17 protein-coding genes are annotated in these 18,317 nt (G+C 39.1%); 3 read left to right on the plus strand and 14 right to left on the minus strand.

The genetic code is table 11. The features are described from left to right. Nucleotides 1-43: 43 nt before the first annotated feature. Entirely contained in the window at nt 44-598 is a 555-nt protein-coding gene (lolA, locus tag J5F42_RS04145; RefSeq protein WP_078245355.1) for a LolA-like outer membrane lipoprotein chaperone, read from the minus strand. Between the two features lie 146 nt (nt 599-744). On the opposite strand from lolA, the gene secA reads away from it, so the two are divergent. The 3 genes from secA to hofF all read left to right on the plus strand — a co-directional run bounded on the left by secA (nt 745) and on the right by hofF (nt 6,345). Then, nucleotides 745-3,342: a preprotein translocase subunit SecA gene (gene secA / locus J5F42_RS04150; RefSeq protein ID WP_283491117.1), complete on the plus strand. Its 2,598-nt coding sequence runs from the start codon at nt 745-747 to the stop codon at nt 3,340-3,342. Then, on the plus strand, nt 3,332-4,564 hold the full coding sequence (locus J5F42_RS04155) for an ABC transporter permease (protein ID WP_097699732.1): 1,233 nt from the start codon (nt 3,332-3,334) through the stop codon (nt 4,562-4,564). Before secA ends, J5F42_RS04155 begins: the two co-directional genes overlap by 11 nt. Before the next feature lie 281 nt (nt 4,565-4,845). After that, entirely contained in the window at nt 4,846-6,345 is a 1,500-nt protein-coding gene (gene hofF / locus J5F42_RS04160) for an outer membrane beta-barrel protein HofF (protein ID WP_283491118.1), read from the plus strand. 343 nt (nt 6,346-6,688) lie between these two features. Here hofF and J5F42_RS04165 read toward each other — a convergent pair whose 3' ends face one another. From J5F42_RS04165 to ribA, 13 genes are all read right to left on the minus strand, one after another. After that, entirely contained in the window at nt 6,689-7,948 is a 1,260-nt protein-coding gene (locus tag J5F42_RS04165; protein ID WP_283491119.1) for a restriction endonuclease subunit S, read from the minus strand. Nucleotides 7,949-7,988: 40 nt separating this feature from the next. Beyond that, nucleotides 7,989-10,049, minus strand: coding sequence for a heavy metal translocating P-type ATPase (locus tag J5F42_RS04170; RefSeq protein WP_097699504.1), 2,061 nt, complete (start codon nt 10,047-10,049; stop codon nt 7,989-7,991). A 24-nt stretch (nt 10,050-10,073) separates the two neighbouring features. Beyond that, complete coding sequence (locus tag J5F42_RS04175; protein ID WP_283491120.1) at nt 10,074-11,594, minus strand: YifB family Mg chelatase-like AAA ATPase; 1,521 nt, start codon at nt 11,592-11,594, stop codon at nt 10,074-10,076. A gap of 5 nt (nt 11,595-11,599) precedes the next feature. After that, complete coding sequence (gene def / locus J5F42_RS04180; RefSeq protein WP_283491121.1) at nt 11,600-12,124, minus strand: peptide deformylase; 525 nt, start codon at nt 12,122-12,124, stop codon at nt 11,600-11,602. A 4-nt stretch (nt 12,125-12,128) separates the two neighbouring features. Next, complete coding sequence (gene clpP / locus J5F42_RS04185; RefSeq protein WP_000540573.1) at nt 12,129-12,716, minus strand: ATP-dependent Clp endopeptidase proteolytic subunit ClpP; 588 nt, start codon at nt 12,714-12,716, stop codon at nt 12,129-12,131. A gap of 20 nt (nt 12,717-12,736) precedes the next feature. Then, entirely contained in the window at nt 12,737-14,092 is a 1,356-nt protein-coding gene (gene tig / locus J5F42_RS04190; protein ID WP_283491122.1) for a trigger factor, read from the minus strand. Between the two features lie 112 nt (nt 14,093-14,204). Next, on the minus strand, nt 14,205-15,041 hold the full coding sequence (locus tag J5F42_RS04195) for an outer membrane protein (protein WP_283491123.1): 837 nt from the start codon (nt 15,039-15,041) through the stop codon (nt 14,205-14,207). A 28-nt stretch (nt 15,042-15,069) separates the two neighbouring features. Beyond that, nucleotides 15,070-15,852: a flagellar sheath lipoprotein HpaA gene (gene hpaA / locus J5F42_RS04200; protein ID WP_283491124.1), complete on the minus strand. Its 783-nt coding sequence runs from the start codon at nt 15,850-15,852 to the stop codon at nt 15,070-15,072. Nucleotides 15,853-15,970: 118 nt separating this feature from the next. After that, nucleotides 15,971-16,447: a cyclic pyranopterin monophosphate synthase MoaC gene (gene moaC / locus J5F42_RS04205; RefSeq protein ID WP_283491125.1), complete on the minus strand. Its 477-nt coding sequence runs from the start codon at nt 16,445-16,447 to the stop codon at nt 15,971-15,973. Between the two features lie 9 nt (nt 16,448-16,456). Further along, the gene (mog, locus tag J5F42_RS04210) at nt 16,457-16,987 is read right to left on the minus strand and encodes a molybdopterin adenylyltransferase (RefSeq protein ID WP_001193300.1); all 531 of its coding nucleotides are present in this window, start codon (nt 16,985-16,987) and stop codon (nt 16,457-16,459) included. A 12-nt stretch (nt 16,988-16,999) separates the two neighbouring features. After that, nucleotides 17,000-17,437: a molybdopterin synthase catalytic subunit gene (locus J5F42_RS04215; protein ID WP_187863874.1), complete on the minus strand. Its 438-nt coding sequence runs from the start codon at nt 17,435-17,437 to the stop codon at nt 17,000-17,002. After that, entirely contained in the window at nt 17,438-17,659 is a 222-nt protein-coding gene (locus J5F42_RS04220) for a MoaD/ThiS family protein (protein ID WP_000230572.1), read from the minus strand. It lies immediately after the preceding gene. 75 nt (nt 17,660-17,734) lie between these two features. Beyond that, complete coding sequence (gene ribA / locus J5F42_RS04225) at nt 17,735-18,313, minus strand: GTP cyclohydrolase II (protein ID WP_000825060.1); 579 nt, start codon at nt 18,311-18,313, stop codon at nt 17,735-17,737. Nucleotides 18,314-18,317: the final 4 nt, after the last annotated feature.

Below are 18,317 nucleotides of genomic sequence, written 5' to 3' on the forward strand. Positions count from 1 at the left end.
TTTAGCTAACTTTTGCTAACAAAACGCAATGAATCATTAAAAATCACTGGCGCACTATATCAATATTTTCATCTTTAGGTTTAAAAACAAAGATTTCATCAGCAATGGTGGGGTTGATTTCTGCTTGAGAAAAAGTGATCGTTACGAGATTGTTCATTTCATCTTTAAATTCCAGCGAAAAAGGCTTGCCGTCTTTGAAAACCAAACGATAAGTGGTCTTGTTGATAGTCGTTTGAAAAGATCCGTCATCTTGCTTTTTCAAGCGCTTGAGAATGGTGAAAAAATCCGTCTTGTCTTTTAAGGGCGTGATAGTCGCTTGGAATAAATTAGGCTCATAAACCACCACTTCCTTATCGTTCATGTAAATTTCTTTTTTTAAAGGCTTTTCATAAACCCATAAAGCCCAATTAGGGGCTTTAGCCTTTAAAATCCCGTAATAAACTAAGGGCTTTTCGTTTTTTAACACTTGCTTGAAATGCGCGCTAAAACTTTGCAAATGCTGCAAAACGTCTTCTTCTTTAGAAAGGGTTGGAGGATTTTTAGCGTAAGCAACGCCTATAAAAATCAAAACCATTAAAATCTTTAAAAAAGCTTTCATTATTCAAACCTTAAAATAATCTCTCATCTTTAATAAAACCCTTTATTTTACAAGACTTTTATTTTATCCATGCTAAAATGGGATTAAAAACTAACGCTTTAATAAAATAAATGGGATTGAAGCACTCTTAAAAGGTTACTACTACCATGATAAAAGCAATCATTGGAAAAATCATTGGCACCAGAAACGATCGCTGGATCAAACAATACAAAAAACAAGTCCTAACTATCAACGCCTTAGAGCCTACTTATGAAAAAATGAGCGATGTTGAGCTGCAAAACGCTTTTGAAGAGTTAAAAAAACGAGTGCGATCCGTAGAAAAAGATTCGCAAGAAAAAACCCTTTTAGAAGTCTTACCAGAAAGTTTTGCTATCACTAGAGAAGCGAGCAAAAGGATCTTAAAGATGCGCCATTTTGACGTGCAACTCATTGGGGGCATGGTCTTAAACGATGGCAAAATCGCTGAAATGAAAACCGGAGAGGGTAAAACTTTAGTCGCTACTTTAGCGGTGGCTTTGAACGCTATGAAAGGTGAAAGCGTGTATGTGGTAACCGTTAATGATTACCTAGCCCATAGGGATTCTAAAGAAATGGAGCCGTTGTATCAATTCTTAGGTTATAGCGTAGGCACGATCACTGCGAGCGTGCGAGATGATGATGAGCGTTTAGAAATTTATTCTAAAGACATTGTTTATGGCACTAATAATGAATTTGGCTTTGATTATCTAAGGGATAACATGAAATATTCTTTAGAGCATAAAGTGCAAAAATCGCATGCGTTCGCTATTGTTGATGAGGTGGATTCCATTTTAATTGATGAAGCGAGAACCCCTTTAATCATTTCAGGGCCTGTGGATAGGTGCATGGAAAATTACAACAAGGCTGATGAAGTCGCTAAAAGCATGCAAGTGGAAGTAGATTTCACCATAGATGAAAAAAACCGCGCGATTTTAATCACTGAAGAGGGGATTAAAAAAGCCGAAAACCTCTTTGGCGTGGATAATTTATACAAGATTGAAAACGCCGCCTTATCGCACCATTTAGACCAGGCTTTGAAAGCGAATTACCTCTTTTTTATTGATAAAGATTATATTGTAGCCAATAATGAAGTGGTGATTGTAGATGAATTTACCGGCCGTTTGTCTGAGGGGAGGCGCTTTAGTGAGGGCCTGCATCAGGCTTTAGAGGCTAAAGAGGGCGTGAGCATTAAAGAAGAGAGCCAAACCTTAGCCGATATTACTTTCCAAAATTATTTCAGGATGTTTTCTAAACTTTCAGGCATGACAGGCACGGCTCAAACCGAAGCCACAGAATTTTTAGAAATCTACAATTTGGAAGTGGTGTCTATCCCTACTAATTTAGCGATCAAGCGAAAAGACTTGAACGATCTCATCTATAAGAGTGAAAAAGAAAAATTTGACGCTGTGATCCTTAAAATTAAAGAATTACACGATAAAGGTCAGCCCGTTTTAGTCGGCACGGCCAGCATTGAAAAGAGTGAAACCTTGCACGCTTTACTCAAAAAAGAACGCATCCCTCACACCGTTTTAAACGCCAAGCAACACACCAAAGAAGCTGAAATCATCAAAGACGCCGGGCTTAAAGGAGCGGTTACGATTGCGACTAACATGGCAGGCAGGGGCGTTGATATTAAACTCACCGATGAGATTAAAGAACTTGGGGGGCTGTATATCATTGGCACTGAAAGGCATGAGAGCCGCAGGATTGACAACCAATTAAGGGGGCGAAGCGGGCGCCAAGGCGATCCGGGAACAAGCCAATTTTATTTGAGTTTAGAAGACAATCTGTTACGCATTTTTGGGAGCGATAGGATTAAGGGGGTGATGGAAAAATTAGGGCTTAAAGACGGCGAACACATTGAATCCAAGCTTGTAACAAGAGCGGTGGAAAACGCGCAAAAAAAAGTGGAGAACTTGCATTTTGAAAGCCGTAAGCATTTGTTAGAATACGATGATGTGGCTAATGAGCAACGAAAAAGCGTGTATAAATTTAGAGATGAATTATTAGATGTTAATTACGATATTGGTGCTAAAATCGCTGAAAACAGAGAATACGCGCTCAATCAAATCTTTTCTAAACTCAAAGCCTTTGACCATCAAAACCTGTCTGAAGAGGAACTTTTAGGGCTTAAAAACATCTTAAAAGAAGATTTTAACGCTCATGTTGCATTAGAAGATTTAGAAAAAGCCGCTCCTATTGAAAAGTTTGTGGCTGAAAAATTAAAAAGCGATTATGAAAACAAAATGAAAGTTTTGGATAGCGAACAAAGAAGCCGGATCGAACGCATCGTGTATTTGCAGATTTTAGACAACGCATGGCGAGAGCACCTTTATACGATGGATAATCTCAAAACCGGTATTAATTTGAGAGGCTATAACCAAAAAGACCCCCTTGTAGAATACAAAAAAGAGAGTTACAACCTTTTCTTAGAACTCATTGAAGACATCAAAATGGAAGCGATCAAAACCTTTTCTAAGATCCAGTTTGAAAACGAGCAAGATTCTAGCGATGCCGAGCGTTATTTGGATAACTTTAGCGAAGAAAGAGAGCATGAGAGCGTAACTTACCGCCATGAAGAAACTTTAGATGAAGATTTGAATGTGGCCATGAAAGCTTTTTCTAAAACCCCTAAAAGAAACGAGCCTTGCCCTTGTCAAAGCGGCAAGAAATATAAAGATTGTTGCGCTAAAAGCGGGCCTAAAAAGGGCTTATTTGCCAAATAGATCCTTAATCTTTTTCCTTATCAAGCGTTATTTGCGTTTTGATAAAAGCCAGCCATTTATTAGCATCACCGCTTTGTTGGCTTTTTTTGGCGTGGCGGTTGGCGTGATGGTTTTAATTGTGGCTATGGCGATCATGAACGGTATGAGTAAGGAATTTGAAAAAAAGCTTTTTGTGATGAACTACCCCTTAACGCTCTATACCACAAGCCCTTATGGGATCAGCGAAGAAGTGGTTCAAGCTTTAGAAAAAAAGTTCCCTAATTTGCTTTTTAGCCCCTATTTGCAAACCCAAAGCCTGATTAAAAGCGCGCATTCTATGAATGGTGGCGTGGTGTTTGGGGTTGATTTTTCTAAAGAAAGGCGCATCAATGAAGTTTTAAACGACGCTTTAAAAAACACCAATACAAACGATCTCTTTAAAAACCCTTTTAATTTGATCGTGGGGAAAAGCTTGAGATACAGCTTGAATTTAGATCTCAATCAAAAAGCCGATTTGTTTTTCACCGAGTTAGAGCCAACCGGTCTCACGCTCTCCCCTATCATGAAACGCTTTATTATCAAAGGCGATTTTGATTCAGGGCTAAAATCTTATGACATGAGCTACATGTATGCTAGTCTTCAAGCTATAAGCGCGATCAGGAGGTTGCCCTTAGGGCTTTATGATGGGGTGCATGTCTATTCTAAAACGCCCATGAAGGATATTGAAAATTTACGCAACGCTTTAAAAACCATCAACCACCATGGCATAGGCATTGAAGGGTGGTGGCAGCAAAACGGGAATTTTTTCTCGGCGATGGAATTAGAAAAAAGAGCGTTATTCATTGTGCTCATGCTCATTATTTTAATGGCGTCTTTGAATATCATCAGCTCGCTTTTAATGGTGGTGATGAACAGGCGTAAAGAAATCGCCCTACTCTTTAGCATGGGGAGCAGCCAAAAAGAAATCCAAAAAACCTTTTTTTATTTGGGTAATATCATTGGTTTAGGCGGTGTGATTCTTGGGGTGGTTTTAGCGTTTTTAAGCATGTATCTTTTAAGCGTGTTCCCTATCATCTCGCTCCCAGCAGATGTTTATGGCATTAACACCTTGCCTTTGGATTTGTCTTTAATGGATTTTACGCTCACTCTAATAGGCTCTGTGATTATCGTAGGGCTTTCTTCTTATTACCCGTCTAAAAAAGCTTCTACTATTGACGCTTTAAGCGTGTTAAGGAATGAATAAATTAAAAAAATAAATAATATTGAGATGAAATAAGGCTTTGAGTGTCTGTATTTGACTGACAAAGAAAAATTTTATTCTCAAAATTAAAAAAAACCATAATATTATGCTAGTATTAACGCACGACTTAGTTAAGAATTAACTTTGTAAGTCGGACTTCGTAGCAAAAAGGACGAAAGATGAACAGACTGATTAGATGTTTAAGATCTGTAAGAAAAAATTTTCTTTGAACGGTGTTGGCTTACTCTATTTAGAATTTTTGGTTTATACTAAAGGTTAGACATATGAACTATAAAGTTGCATCTGCTAAAAATATCGCAACGCTTCTTTTTTTATTCTCTTATCAAAGTGAAGCTCTTGATTTGGGTAAAATCGCTAAAATTAAAGCGGGTGCTGAAAGTTTCTCTAAAGTCGGTTTCAATAACAAACCTATCAACACTAATAAAGGGCTTTACCCTACCGAAACCTTTATGACGGTTATGGCTTACATGCAAGTGGATTTTACGGAACTCTTGCCCAAAAGCGCTACGGCTAACGGGCACCATTTAGACGGGAGTCTTGGGGGTTGGGGGGGTGCTGTTATTTTTGATAGCACTAAGGATTTCATTAACGAAGTTACAGGAAAACCCTATGGGGCTATGACATGGAACTATGTAGGTTATTGGGGCGGTCTTGTGGGGCAAAAACCATGGGCTAGTTGTGGGTTAGCCACAGGGAATTTGACCCAAAGCCAATACGATAAGATGACTCAAGCCGAAATGACACAATTGTCTAACCAGGAAGCTTTAGAGGCTTCCACTTGTGCAAAAAGTTACGCCGATCACACCAGAAACTATGTGATTTATAACGCTTACTTGCGCTACAACTACAAGGATATTTTTGAAATTAGGGGCGGAAGGTACGAATCCCCAGCGGACTATATGAGCGGTTACAACCAAGGCTTGGATATGACCTTAAACTTAGGGAATTTCAAATTCTGGTGGTTTAGCTCTTTTGGCCGTGGTTTTGCCTATAACGAGTGGCTTTATAATTTCTATTCGCCTAAAACCTACACTCTTAAAAACGGGCAAACCATAAACCCTGGGGTGCATGCCTTTTATATCATTTGGAATTACAAGGGTTTTAGCATTCAGCCTTTTGTCTATTTTTCACCCTTTAACGAATACGACCCTAACTTTACGATCACTTATGACAGTAACCCCACTTTTACTGGATTAGGGTTTCGCTCTCAAACCGATGTTACCGTGCTTAATCCCTTTTATGCTAAAAGATTTTGGGGCACCTATCAATTTGGCATGCCAGCCGGTAAAAACGCGCACAGCTTGATGATCAAACAAAAGTTTGAATGGAATGAATACAATTTTGGTTTTGGGATTTATAAATCCTTTGGGAACGCTAACTGGATGATAGGCTACCATGGTAACCGCTTAGGCTTTGACTTTTGGACGAACACCGTTTATGCAAACACCCTTAACTCTTTGTCTTACATGATGGATGCGAACGCTTTTACCGTGTTTGCCTTTGGCGGTGGGGTGCATAGGAAATTCCTTTGGGGTTTGTTAGGGCGTTTGACTTATGGGCCTAGGGCGAACGAACAAGTCCTATCGCTCAACTTGGGCTATAAATTCACTAAAAATTTCTCAGCCGACATTAAATTTGAATATTATAATGTGTTGATGCATCAAGGCTATAAAATGGGGTGGAACGGGCCAAAATTAGACAGCCAACCCGCCACCGATCAAGACAGGAGTCATATTTTCACCGAAATCGTGTGGAAGCTCTAAACCCTCTTTAAATAACAACCCTTATTTAAAGGGGTTGGCTAAAAACGCCCAACCATAAGATAGCCACTAAAAAACGCTTTATCGCCTATTTTAGGGCTTGTTTTTCTAAAAGCGTTAGAATTTTTAAACTTTTTTATTACGCTATTTTTGGCTCTGTGATACTAAAACTTTTATTTTTAAAAATGGGCTTTTGGTTGCTTTGCTTTGTCATTTTAAAACTCATTTTAAAAATATTTCAAATTCATTTTATAAGGGGATAGGGGGGTATTTTGAAATAACTCTCCCCCAACCCCCCAAGACCGCTTTTTTAATAAAGTTATCACTTGCTTACGCAAGCTCTTTGTTATTTATTTGGGGTTAGGGGTTTGAAAGTCAATAATTTTTCTCGGTAATATTCGTATTGTTTTTTTCGGGCTTCTATTTCAGCGGGGATACCGGCTAATAAATCGGTGGTTAAAATTGAAAATTGATCCAAAATCTTAACGATCTCTTGTTGGATCTCTAGGGGTGGGATGGGGACTTCTAATTGTGAATAACGAGAAATCCACTGCCTTGTATGTTCCCCACTGATATTATAGGGAATAGTTTGCATATAAAAAAAGATAAATCTGATGTTAATTGTAGGATTTTTTGAGAATAAGATTTTCATAGCGCTTGATTTTACTTTAAAAGGGAAATCAACCCATTGGGTCGCTGTTGTGAAATCGTCAAAGATGATAACCGGAGAGCTTTTACTCGCTTGATAAATATTGTCTTTTTCGTTTGTATAACCTAAAATAAAGGTTTTTCCTGCGGTTAAAACGGGGGTAGGGTAACTTTTATCAAATTCTTTACTCGTTACGCAATATTGATTGGGTTGATCATACTCTAGAACCTCCCCCAACTTCATAAACCCTACCCCCTTAGGCGCTAGAGTGTGGAGTAAGGTTTTCAAGCGTTTGGGGTAGGGTTTTTGCGCCAATCTTTCTTTGGCGTCTTTGTGGTTTTGGTTAATATCGTTAAAGTCTAAAAGCATGTTTTGGTAATACTGGTATTGTTTTTTTCGCGCTTTTAATTCTGTGTTTAATTCTGTGAAAGCGTCCAAAATCTTAACGATCTCTTGCTGGATCTCTAGGGGCGGGATGGGGAACTTATATTTTTTAAAAGCGGTCATATCCACAGAAGCAAAACCTGAAACATTAATATTATTTTTGCACCATTCCCCTAAAAGAAAGCATTGGTAAAAAAAGAATTTCATGTCTAAAGCAAGATCACAATTCGCTTTTTTGCTTAAAAAAGTGAATTGTTGATTCGCTAACGAATCAACGATTAAAAGGGCATGCTCTCCTATGGTTGCTGTCGTAGAAATAATAATAGAATTTTTAGGGAATAATTTCTTACCTTTCAAAGCCTTTGGGGTAATGTGTTGGATTGAGTCTTTTAAAATCCTCCCATTTTCTCTAAGGTCTTCCATTCTAAACCAAGGGATAGTCCCATTTTTCCAAAATTCAGGATTGTTTTTTGATGGGGTGTAACCATTTCTAATTTCAAAAACCTCTTCAAGCGTTTTAAACTCCACCCCCTTAGGCGCTAGGGTTTGGAGCAGTCGCTCTATTTTATGCATTTTACCTCCCTTCTAAATGGCTAATGATAAATTCAAGGCTTTAAGCCCTCATCGCGCGCATGGAATTGGCTAAAGCTAAAAGCGTAACCCCCACATCGCCAAAGACCGCTTCCCACAAGCTCGCTACCCCCATAAGCCCTAGCACGATAAAAACCGCCTTAATCCCTAAAGCGAACAAGATATTTTGCCAAATGATGTTTTTGGTTTTTTTAGCGATCGCTAAAACTTTGACTAAAGAGCTTAAGGAGTCATTAGTGATCACAATATCCGCGCTTTGCTTGCTCAATTCTGAGCCTTTCCCCATGCCAATCCCCACATCAGCGCTCGCTAGAGTTGGAGCGTCATTGATGCCATCGCCTACAAAAATCGCCGGGGCTTTATAGCGCTCTTTAAAGGTTTTAAACACGCTCGTTTTTTCTTCAGGCAACAAACTCGCATAATATTCACAGCCTAGAGTTTGAGCGATGCTCTCAGTCGCGCTTTTTCTGTCCCCGCTCAAAATGCAAAAATTTTCTATCCCTTGCGCTTTTAAATCCCTTAAGCACTCTATGGCGTCATCTTTAATCTCATCGCTAATCACAATATAGCCTATATAATTTTGGTTGAAAGCCACATGCACAATCGTGCCGTTTTCTTTGGAAGGGCTGTGCGCGATATGGAATTGATCGAGCATTTTTTCATTCCCTGCGATGATTAGATCCGTATGGCATTGCGCTTTAACCCCCATTCCGCTCACTTCTTCGTAATTTTTAATGTCATGCTGGTGCTTATCGTCCTTTAGCATTTCTTCGCATGCTTTTTGAATGGATAAAGCGATCGGGTGCGTGGATAAGAGCTGCGAACAAGAAGCGTAATGCAAAACTTCTTCTTTAGAATGCCCGTTTTGCGGCACAATATCTGTTACTTTAAAAACGCCTTTAGTCAAAGTGCCGGTTTTATCAAAGGCGATGCTTTTAGCTTGGGTAAGCACCTCTAAAACATGCACGCCTTTCATTAAAATGCCCTTTCGGCTCGCCGCTCCCACGCCCCCAAAATACCCTAAAGGCACAGAAATCACTAACGCACAAGGGCAGCTCACCATTAAAGCCACAAGCCCCCTATAAATCCACTCATCAAAGCTCCCCATAGAAAACAAGGGCGGTAATATGGCGATCATTAAGGCAATAAATAAAACGCTTGGGGTGTAGTAGCGTGAAAATTTAGTGATGAATTTCTCGGTTTCGCTCTTTTCATTCGTGGCTTGCTGGACTAAATCCACCACTTTAGCGATAGAAGAATCTTTATACATTTTTTCTACTTGAATTTCAAGGACCGCCTTTAAATTCAAGCTCCCCCCTAAAACTTTAGAGCGTTCGCTGACATTAACAGGCATGGACTCCCCACTCAACGCCCTTTCATCTAGCAAACTTTCGCCCTTGATCACCACGCCATCCACAGGCACTTTTTCGCCGACTTTCACCACCACAATGTCATTAATTCTTAAATCTTCAGGCGCAACGCTCACTAATGCATCGCCCTTTTTCAAATAAGCCAAATTAGGAGCGACATCCACTAAAGCTTTAAGGGATTTTTTAGAGCGAGCGATAGCGAGTTTTTGCAAAAATTCGCCCGCTGAATAAAACACCATAATAGACACGCTCTCTTCATAAGCCCCCACGCAAAAAGCCGCAATAGTCGCAATGAGCATCAAAGCGTTTTCATCAAAAAATTGCCCTTTTCTAAGCCCACGAAACGCCCCTAAAATCACATCTTTACCGCTCACTAGATACACTAAAGCCAACACGAAAAACACCGCTTTTTCAATCAAAGGGCTAGGGTTTAGGTGTAAGATTAAAATCGCACCTAAAAAGACCATGATCGTAACAATGAGTGGGGTAAAACTCAAGGGCTTTTCTGCGGTCTCTTTAAAAGACAGGCTCAAATGCGGTTCATTTTGCTTAATAAAAGCCTTAACCTTTTCAAAATCGCTCGTGTCCAAAAACAACTTACTGGTGCTGAAATTGATTTGAGCTTTTTTCACATAGTCTAATTTGTTTAAATCCCTTTCCAATTTAGACGCGCAATCAGGGCAATCCAAATTATGAATGTGGTATTCTTGCATTTTCTCTCCCTTATAAAAATCCTTTTAAGAAATCTTTCTAAAACTCAGCGCTTTAAGCATGTGAGATTTTTCTATATTCTCGCAAGCGTTTAAATCCGCAATCGTCCTAGCGACCTTTTTGACCTTATTCACAGAGCGCATGGATAGATTGAACCTTTCAACCGCCTGCTCTAACAACTTTTTTGCTTCAGCGTTTAAAGGGCAAAATCGTTCGATCTGCTCTTCATTAAGCTTACCATTAAAAGCGCTCTGTTTCCTTAACTTTTGCTGTTTGAAAGCTAATAATACTAATTCATGCATCTCTTTTGAAGTCCAAGAATGCGACGGCGTGTCTTTATAATTCCCCTCTTCCATTTGCACGAACAAATCAATCCTGTCTAAAAAAGGTTCGCTCAAGCGGTTTTTATACTGCGTGATTTCTCTATCTTGGCAACGGCATGCTTTGGTGGTGCTGAGTAAATTCCCACACAAACAAGGGTTTTGAGCCCCCACAAATAAAAAAGAGGTTTCGTATTCAATTTTGCTGTGTACTCGTGAGATCACTAATTTATTGTTTTCTAAAGGCTCTCTCAAAGCTTCCAAAATATCCTTTTTAAAATGGGGCAATTCATCAAAAAAAAGCATGCCGTTATGCGCTAGCGCGATTTCGCCGGGTTTTGGCTCTCTTAGAGAGCTTGAGCCTAAAATGCTGGATTTTGAAGCGCTCTGGTGAGGGTTTCTAAAACTCCTTAAGGGGTAATAGGCGCTGTCTTGCTCGCTTAAAATGCGTAATTTTGTCGCTTCTAAGATTTCATTCAGGCTTAATGGAGGCAAGATATAACGCATGCGATTAATGATCATGCTTTTCCCACACCCTGGACTTCCCTCTAAAATCAAGTTATGAAACCCAGCACTAGCGATCAAAGCGGCTTCTTTAGCGACAGCTTGCCCCTTAACTTCTTTAAAATCTAAGGCATAGGCGTCTGAAAAATAATACTCTTTATCGTTCAATTCTATCGTTTTAAAGGGTAGTTTTTTCGTGTGGGTGTCTGCTTTGATTTCAGGGTTTTGCAAAATTTCTAAAGCTTCTTTAAAATGCTCCACAAAAAAGCATTGCAAATTAGGGATGAGCGAAAAAAGCTCCTCATTAGCCTTAGGCGCAATGACTTTAGCATGGGGGCGTTTAATGGCAATGTCTAAAAGCATGGGGAAAATGTTAGAATTGGGTTTGATCTTGCCATCAAGCCCTAACTCCCCAAAAGCAAACCACTCTTTAAAAGCCAACTCTTGTTTTTGCAAAGCGATTAAAAGAGCGATAGGCAAATCAAAATGGCTCCCGGATTTAGGCAAATCTGAAGGGGAAAGGTTGATGGTGATTTTTAAAGGCGGGAAAGTGAAATCGTTATTTTGTAAAGCCGATTGGACCCGTTGCTTGGCTTCTTGGATAGAGCTATTAGCTAGGCCTGAAATCACAAACGCCGGCAAAGCCCTTGTGAAAGTCGCTTCCACAGCCACGATTTCTGCCACCCCCCTTTGCATGGTCGCACAAAATATCGTGTTAATCATGGTGGTTACTTGTGTTTTTGTTTTTTTTGCAGCTCTTTGAGTTCTTTTTCAAATTTCTTACGCTTCAAAATGGATAATTTATCCACGAATAACACGCCATTGAGGTGATCGATCTCATGCTGAATGGCTACCGCTAAAAGTTCGCTCGCTTCTAAAACTTTCACTTCAGCGAAGCGGTTTTGATACTCTATCTTAACCTTTTCAAAGCGCTCCACCTCTTCATAAAACCCCGGCACAGACAAGCACCCTTCTCTATACATTATTGAACCCCCCGTTTCTATCCATTTAGGGTTAATGATTTCCAAGCAGTCTTCTTTGTGTTGCAAGCCGTCTTCTTGCGGGAGATTGATAATGAGCATTCTTAAGGGTAAGCCCACTTGAATTGCGGCTAGCCCTATCCCCTCACTAGCGATCATAGTCTCATGCATGTCATCTAGTTGTTGGTGGAGTTTTGAATCAAAAGAAACGATCTCTTTAGAAATCGTTCTTAAGATTTTAGAAGGGTAATGGATAATCTCTAATAACGCCATGCAATCACTTCACGTTTTTCTGTAACACTTTATCAATCAAGCCATACTCTTTAGCTTCTTTAGCGCTCATGTAAAAATCCCTGTCCGTGTCTTTAGCGATTTGCTCCAAACTCTGCCCTGAGTTTTGAGCCAAAATAGAATTCATCAAGCCTTTAAGCCTGAGAATCTCATTAGAAATGATTTCAATATCGCTCGCTTGCCCCTGAGCCCCCCCTAAAGGCTGGTGAATCATAATCCTTGAATGAGGCAATGAAAAGCGCTTACCCTTAGCCCCACAGCTCAGTAAAAACGCCCCCATAGAAGCCGCTTGACCGATGCAAATCGTGGAAACATCAGGGCGGATAAAATTCATGGTGTCATAAATGCTAAGACCGCTTGTTATCACCCCACCGGGAGAATTGATATACAAGCCAATGTCTTTTTCAGGGTCTTCAGCTTCCAAAAACAAGAGTTGGGCCACGATAGAAGACGCCACGCTGTCATTAATCTCACCGCTCAATAAAACAATGCGATCCTTTAAAAGGCGTGAGTAAATATCATAGCTGCGCTCCCCACGATCGGTATTCTCTATTACATAAGGAATGTATCCCATCATCTCTCCTTTTTAGCCGTTTAACCCACTTGAGTTTTTTGAGCGTTGGGCCTCATTTTCTCTAAAATTTCTTGTTGCTCTTTAGGCAGGTTTTTATCCAACAAATAAGTCAGCACCCTATCTTCAATCATCGCCATTTTCACCGCCGCTAACATGTTATTTTTGCGGTATTGTTCAATGAGATTTTCTGGGTTTTGCCCTGTCATCATCGCTTCATAATACAAAGTTTGAAAGACTTCATTGTCATGCACGCCAATTTTTTCTTCTTTCGCTAAAGCGTCAATGATAAAAGTGATTTTCACGCTTTTTGTCGCATCATTCCTAAAGCCCTCACGCTTTTCTTTGGCTTTTTCTTGACTTTCTTGTAAGGATTTGACTTCCTCAGCTTGCATGGAATAAAGAGCGTTCCTGAACAACAAATCCATTTCTTGCTCTATGATCGTTTTAGGCAAATCAAAAAGAATCTTTTCATCTAAATTTTCAATCAATTTTTCTTTCAACTCTTCATTATAGAGCCTGGCTTTATTTTCTAAAAACAACTGCCCTTCAACCCTTTCTTTTAAAAGCTTTAAAGTCGCATTCTCTTCATTAGCCAGCACGATTTTAGCGAGTTCGTCATTGATTTCTAACACTTCACGCGCTTGAATCTGGCGTAATTTCACTTTAAAAAGGGCTTCTTTGCCGGCTAAATGCTCTGCGTGGTATTCGCTAGGGAAAGTCAAAGGGAATTCTTTTTCTTCACCCGCTTGCATACCTAAAAGAGCCTTTTCAAAATCTTCTAGCATTTGCTTACTACCTAAAATCAAACTGAAATTCTCAGCCTTGCCCCCTTCAAAAGGCGCATTATCTATAAAACCTTCAAAATCAATCGTTAATTTATCGTCGTTTTGAGCTTTTCTTTGAGCGTTAGTATCCACAAATTTCGCATAATCTTTAGCGAGCTGTTTCAAACGCTCATCAATTTTTTCTTCATTTGGAATTTCCACTCCCACGCTAGGCACGCACTCTTTGATCTTGTCTAAAACAATCGTGGGTTTTAAGCCAATGTCCGCTTCTATTTCAAAATGCGTGTCTTTTTTTTCAAATTTAGTGAGATTGGGGCTGCCGATTAGATCCTTATTTTCAATCCCTAATTCCTTAAAAGCGTTTTTTAAAACCTCTTGAATCATTTCTTCTTGAGCATCTTGATCAATTTGGGCTTGATAACGGGCTTTCACTAAACTAAGGGGGACTTTACCTCTTCTAAAGCCATCAATTTTAACTTTTTGGGCGATTTTTTGAGCGATTTTATCATAACGCTTTTCTAAATTTTCAACGGAAAGTTTAGCGCTCAAACGGGCGTTAGCGGTGTCAATCTTTTTCACTTCAAGATTCATTTTTTTCCTTAAATGGTTAAAAAATTAAATTTTTGTATCATTATAGCTTAATTTGTTTTAATTCCGGTTTATAAAAAGCGGTTTTAATTCTAGTTTTCAAAAATTTAAAAAACTAAAAATCATAAGTTGAAGTGAGATAGACAGAAATATTGCGTTTGAAATGAAGGGTGTATAAAGGGGTTTTAAAATAATCGTTAATTAAAAAGGGGATTCGCACGCCAAATTCTATCGCCCAATTCTTATACCTTGAAAAGCGGTAACGATACCCCACATTCAGCATCACTTGAAACATGTAAGGGTGATAAACGCTTGAAGGATCTTTGGCCCACTTTTTAAAAATCTTTGTTTCATAAAACCAGGTTTCTCCCACGAAATTCATCCCTAAAATCAGCGTCCCAAAAGCGCGTTTGTATAAAAAGTCAGCCCCCACGCCATAAAAAATAGCGTTAATAAAAGTCTCTTTTCTTTGTAATTTTTCTCTATAGCTTTTAGGGATCTGCGAACTCGCCCTCAAACTATCGCCTAATGCGCCTTTATTTTTAAGAAAAAAGCCATAAGCGTAATCCAAAGAGACATAAAAACGGAAGCCGTAGCGCTCTTTTTTAGGAAAAAATTGTTTATAGCCATAAATCAAACTGACTTCAGCAAAAGGAATGTCTCGGTATTTTGAATGGTTTTCAAATTTTTCCCTGCTCTGTAGCCATGACATTTGCACCACGCTTGTGCCATAATAATGGGAGCTTTTGTCTATGTTAAAAAGTTTTTTTTTGGGCTTTTTAGGCTCAGCAAAACATGGAGGGTGGGTTTTGCCCCTTAAACACTTCTTGGCTAAAAACCGCTGGTATCCTAGATCTTTTTCTTTGATGATGGTGTAAGTAACCAAATCATCAGCCCTTAAATACACGCTCAAAAATAACGCTAAAAACCCCTTTTTAAGCAGTTTGTTCAAGCGTTCTTTTCTTATGCGTTATTTGTCTTTATCGGTTTCTTTTGCCTTTCAATTCCTTGGCGTCTTTTTGATAAGATTCTAAATTCTTTTGAGTGAGTTTTTTGTCTATTTCTTGCATGATACTTGCAAAAATCTTATTCAAAGCGCTCTTGATCGCATCATTAGAATTATCCGTTCCCTTAACCATAGTACTAACTAACCCTCCGCTATGGCTTGAATGGGTGGTTTTTAAGAATTTTTCTTGAATGTCCAACTCGCTCAAATCCATCGTAAAAGAATCTAAAGATTCCCCACTCATAGGCTCTAGTATGGTAACCTTGACAAAACCGGCCGGGATTAAAACCCCTTCCATTTTATCCAAACCAGTGGAGAATAATAACCCGGGTTCTGATTTTTTCTGTATGGTTCTTTTAGGATCGGGGCGTAAAACAATTTCGCCATTCATAGCAACCGCCAAATACCCTTCTTTTTTTTGCACAAAAGAAAAATCGTCTTTATCGCTACTATCCACATTGATAACCTTGTAGCCCTGATTTTGCAAAATCTGTTCAACCTTAAGCACGGTTTGATTCTTGAATTTGTTTTCATACTCTTTAGCGATATTATCGCTGTATTGGAAAGCTGGCCTTAAAAGCAAAATCTTTTCATCTAACGCTTGAACTTTCTCGCTAGCTGGATGGTAATTCAATTTCAAAGCGACTTCATTGGTTTCAATAATATGCGGGCTGCATCCCACCAACAAAGCCACCACGCTCGCGCCTAAAAGGCATTTTTTCCATGCAAAATCTTTAAAATGATTATTTGCTTTCATTGTTCTATCCTTGATTGTAATATTTTAGACTTCTATAACAACAAACCCGAAGCAACCAACACGCTTTTGTTGTCAAAATGTTATTTTACCCTAACATCTTTAGATTATTAGTCTTTTTCTATTTTTTAGCGTTATAATCCCCACTTTTGCCTCCACTTTTATATTCCAACATCACACCGCTAATTGTCATGCTCTTATCAATGGATTTTACCATGTCATAAATGGTTAAAAGCCCTACGCTCACACTCATTAGCGCTTCCATTTCTACTCCCGTTTTAGCTTGAGTTTTGACTCTCGCATAGAGTTTAAAACTGCAAGTCTCTTTTTCTTCTAAAATATCAATATCCACCCCATTGAGCATGATTGAATGGCACATGGGAATGAGCTCGCTTGTCTTTTTAGCCCCCATAATCCCAGCAATAATAGCAGTCTGTAACACCGGACCCTTTTTGACGCAATGATTGATAATAGCGTCATAAGCCTCTTTATTCATGCTGATACGACCGCTCGCTAGAGCGATTCTTTCAGTGGTTTCTTTATCCCCTATATCCACCATTTTAGGCTGATTTTCTCCATTCAAATGAGTGAGTGGCATTTTTTTATCCTATTGTTTGGGGCGAAACGCTTGAATGTTTTTTTCATTCACTTGCATATAATTCCCTAAAATCAAATCCACGCAATAAGGAATCGCTGGAAAAACCGCTTCTAAGCATTCTCTAATGCTTTTTGGCTTACCAGGAAGATTAATGATCAAACTCTTATTCCTAATGCCAGCACTCTGGCGCGACAGAATCGCTGTAGGCACATATTTTAAACTAGTCATTCGCATAAGCTCTCCAAAACCAGGAAGCATTTTTTGGCACACTTTTTCTGTGGCTTCTGGAGTTATGTCTCTTAAAGCAGGGCCTGTGCCTCCTGTAGTAACGACTAGATCGCATTGGTATTCATCGCACATTTTAATCAGCGATTTTTCAATCAAATCCCTTTCATCAGCGACAATTTCATAATGAAATTCTAAAGGATTGAGCAGGTATTCATTCAACACTTCTTGTATCGCCTTACCGCTTAAATCTTCATAAATCCCTTTTGACGCCCTATCGCTCGCGCTCAAAACGCCTATATGAATCGTTTGCACTTTAACTCCTTTTTACGCTAAAAGCCCGCTCCCTTTTAAAGGGTGGCTTCTTTCTTTGGCATAGACGCGTTCATTATCAATCAAATCGTATTTCCAAATAGGAGCGTTACGCTTAAAATCTTCAATAAAATCTTCATATAGTTCTAAGGCATTTTTTCTATTCTTTCCCATTAAAACGCATAAAAATGAGCTTTGTCCTATCAAAACATCGCCCAGGCTGTGCGCCATTTTTAACACCACGCCCAAATCTTTGGCTTTATGGCGCCATTTTTCAAACCAAGTCTTTAATAGCGCCTCATAAATATCAAAACTCAAGCCTTGAATGTTATCCTCTTTTCTCACAATCCCCACAAACACACAAAACGCTCCAAAGTTTTTCGCGCAAGCTTCCTTTTCGTAGGCTTTCAAAAGCTCGCTAGTATTTAATGCCCCTTGAATGATTTTTAACACCTAGCCCCCACAAACCGGTGGCAACAAACTTATTACATCGCCATCTTTTAAAGGCGTGTTTAAATTGTCTATTAAGTGATCATTAAGGGCTATCGCGCAAACGCCCAACCACTCTTTTAGGCCCTCTTTTTCTTGTAAAATCGCTCTTAATTCCTTTAAATCATTCGCTTTGATGAAAAAATTTTCTTCTTTTATAGGTCCAAAAAATCGCACTTCTACCATCATTTACCCTTATATTCAATCTTTTAAAGCATGATTTTAAATATTTTTAAAACCTCTTTAAAGCGCTCATAATTTTCACAATAAATGCCCCATTTTGAGCTTTTTGACTTCCAAATACCCTTGATTGTGCTCATTAGCGCACACGATCAAGCTCTCTCTTGTTACTTCAGCGTATTTTTCTAAAGCGGCGATCTTTTTAGGGTTGTTCGTGAGTAAGCGCATTTTTTTAATATGGTAATATTCTAAAATCTCACCCGCAACACTATAATCCCTTTCATCGTCTTTAAACCCTATCATTTCATTGGCTTGAATGGTATCATAGCCTTTATCCTGTAAAGCGTAGGCATTGACTTTGTTAAATAGCCCTATCCCACGCCCTTCTTGGCGCAAATAAATCACTAGTCCCCCTTCTTTAGAAATCCTTTCTAACGCCATTTGCAACGCCCCCCCGCAATCGCATTTTTGAGAGCCTAGAGCATCACCCGTTAAGCATTCTGAATGCAAACGCACTAAGGGGTTTTGAGAAAAATTAGGGGTGAAAATGACTAAATGATCTTTAGAGCCATTAGAACCCTTTTCTCTAAAACACTGGATATAAAACTCCCCAAATTGAGTGGGTAATTTGGCTTGGTTAGAGACTTCTAATCGTTTCAAGGAT

This window comes from Helicobacter pylori, from assembly GCF_030062585.1.
GTDB classification, from domain to species: Bacteria; Campylobacterota; Campylobacteria; order Campylobacterales; family Helicobacteraceae; genus Helicobacter; species Helicobacter pylori_CN.

What these genes read in the sequence shown, in the direction of transcription:
- tig (WP_283491122.1), bottom strand. Translation starts at nt 14,092, where the DNA reads ATGAATCTTGAAGTGAAAAAGATTGACACCGCTAACGCCCGTTTGAGC.
- J5F42_RS04220 (WP_000230572.1), bottom strand. Translation starts at nt 17,659, where the DNA reads ATGGTAGAAGTGCGATTTTTTGGACCTATAAAAGAAGAAAATTTTTTC.
- J5F42_RS04165 (WP_283491119.1), bottom strand. Translation starts at nt 7,948, where the DNA reads ATGCATAAAATAGAGCGACTGCTCCAAACCCTAGCGCCTAAGGGGGTG.
- clpP (WP_000540573.1), bottom strand. Translation starts at nt 12,716, where the DNA reads ATGGGATACATTCCTTATGTAATAGAGAATACCGATCGTGGGGAGCGC.
- lolA (WP_078245355.1), bottom strand. Translation starts at nt 598, where the DNA reads ATGAAAGCTTTTTTAAAGATTTTAATGGTTTTGATTTTTATAGGCGTT.
- J5F42_RS04175 (WP_283491120.1), bottom strand. Translation starts at nt 11,594, where the DNA reads ATGATTAACACGATATTTTGTGCGACCATGCAAAGGGGGGTGGCAGAA.
- moaC (WP_283491125.1), bottom strand. Translation starts at nt 16,447, where the DNA reads ATGCCACTCACTCATTTGAATGGAGAAAATCAGCCTAAAATGGTGGAT.
- secA (WP_283491117.1), top strand. Translation starts at nt 745, where the DNA reads ATGATAAAAGCAATCATTGGAAAAATCATTGGCACCAGAAACGATCGC.
- hpaA (WP_283491124.1), bottom strand. Translation starts at nt 15,852, where the DNA reads ATGAAAGCAAATAATCATTTTAAAGATTTTGCATGGAAAAAATGCCTT.
- J5F42_RS04170 (WP_097699504.1), bottom strand. Translation starts at nt 10,049, where the DNA reads ATGCAAGAATACCACATTCATAATTTGGATTGCCCTGATTGCGCGTCT.
- hofF (WP_283491118.1), top strand. Translation starts at nt 4,846, where the DNA reads ATGAACTATAAAGTTGCATCTGCTAAAAATATCGCAACGCTTCTTTTT.
- def (WP_283491121.1), bottom strand. Translation starts at nt 12,124, where the DNA reads ATGGCGTTATTAGAGATTATCCATTACCCTTCTAAAATCTTAAGAACG.